We start from the raw sequence: 1785 nt of genomic DNA on the forward strand, positions 1-1785 counted from the left end.
TCTACATTAGAAGGACGTAATAAGAGCTACTAATAAATGATGCCCACAGAAAATATATAAAGGAGCATAGCACACCCAGGGTAAGCTCATCTAATTTAGTATAAATTGTACTTGACAAAAGTCAGAGTCATTGTGGAGCAAGAGAAGGGTTTGCGATCGCGCCCCTAACGGGGTGAATCAAAAACCTTGTCGGGCGGTCATTATGGAGCAAGAGGAAGGGGTTTGCGATCGCGTCCCTAACGGGGTGAATCAAAAACCTTGTCGGGCGGTCATTATGGAGCAAGAGGAAGGGGTTTGCGATCGCGCCCTGGATATGGGTCAACCTGACTTGCACAAGCAAACCGATAAAAAATGTACTTGACATAGCTAGCTTGCATAAGTGAGATTACAGCAATGTGCTCACCCTTACAACTCCAGGAATGAAGCTTTATGTCTGAAGGATTTGAAACGCAATCGGAGCAAGCCAAGAAAAGTAATCGTCATCAGCCAAAGCCAAAAGAAGCCATATCAATTGAAGTTGTTCAACAGAGTTTAGTCAAGAATTTTTCTGACATAAGAGATCCAAGAGTAGAGCGAACAAAGAAACATCAACTCACCGATATTTTAGTGATTGCGATTCTTGCCGTCATCGCCGGAGCGCAAGGGTGGGAAGATATTGAAAATTACGGGATCAGTAAGCAGCAGTGGTTAGAAGAGTTTTTAGCACTACCAAACGGAATTCCCTCCGATGACACCTTCCGACGGGTATTTGAGTTCATCAACCCAGAAGAATTGAATCGTTGCTTTCTCAAATGGGTAGAAACTCTGATGACCAAGATGGGAGGAGAGGTAATTCCCATAGACGGAAAGACAATTAGGGGTTCTTACGACCGAAATCAAAGAAAATCAGCACTGCATATGATTAGCGCCTGGGCAAGTGAACAAAACTTGGTATTGGCACAGATGAAAGTGGAAGATAAATCTAACGAAATTACAGCTATTCCTGCCTTATTAGAATTACTAGATATCACCGGTGCTATTATCACCATTGATGCGATGGGAACTCAAACCGAAATTGCTCAAAAGATTATCGAAAAGAAAGCGGATTATGTCCTGGCACTCAAGGCAAATCATCCGACTCTCTACCACCAGGTTAAAACATGGTTTGAACAAGCTTCGGCACAGAATTTTCAAGGCATTGATGTCAGTTATGATCAACGTATTGAAAAAGGACATTATCGCACGGAAATCCGTCAAGTCTGGTCGGTTCCGGTTTCTGCTATTGGCGAACTTTACCAACCCCGACTTTGGGTAGGAATTCAAAGCGTTGTTATGGTTGTCCGGGTGCGCCGTCTTTGGAATCACACTACTCGTGATGTTCAGTTTTATCTGACTTCTTTACACAGTGATGCACTATTTTTAGGTCGAGCTATCCGCAAACATTGGGGTATCGAAAACCAGGCTCATTGGACTCTTGATTGTACTTTCGCAGAAGATTCTTGCCGTATTCGCTCCTTCCACAGTCCTCGGAATTTTTCTCTGCTCCGACGCATTGCTCTTAATGTTCTCAATCGCGAACAAACTTACCAACGTAGTCTCCGACAAAAAATGAAACGGACTGCTATGGATAACGATTATATGATTCGAGTTCTTTCCTCGTGTTTCATTGACTCTACCTTAAATTCCTCTAAGTCCTTATGTCAAGCCTAATTTAGATGCTCTTACCCTGATAGCACACCCCTTTATAATAAGTATTGAAAAATGCTCCCTCTTGACAACCATGAACTTGGTCATCGGTCACATCCA

Annotated in this window: 2 protein-coding genes; both read left to right on the forward strand. The window is 42.9% G+C overall.

Annotated features, from left to right (window positions below; translation table 11 throughout):
- Window positions 1-172 precede the first annotated feature (172 nt).
- Window positions 173-361, forward strand: coding sequence for a hypothetical protein (locus tag ACLGGO_RS35425; RefSeq protein WP_446422827.1), 189 nt, complete (start codon window positions 173-175; stop codon window positions 359-361).
- Window positions 362-429: 68 nt separating this feature from the next.
- Window positions 430-1689, forward strand: a complete 1260-nt coding sequence (locus ACLGGO_RS35430) for an ISAs1 family transposase (protein ID WP_446422828.1) — start codon at window positions 430-432, stop codon at window positions 1687-1689.
- The last annotated feature ends 96 nt before the right edge of the window (window positions 1690-1785 follow it).

Origin of the sequence: Coleofasciculus sp. (genome assembly GCF_046565525.1) — a bacterium.
Taxonomy (GTDB): Bacteria; Cyanobacteriota; Cyanobacteriia; order Cyanobacteriales; family Coleofasciculaceae; genus Coleofasciculus.

What these genes read in the sequence shown, in the direction of transcription:
- ACLGGO_RS35430 (WP_446422828.1), top strand. Translation starts at nt 430, where the DNA reads ATGTCTGAAGGATTTGAAACGCAATCGGAGCAAGCCAAGAAAAGTAAT.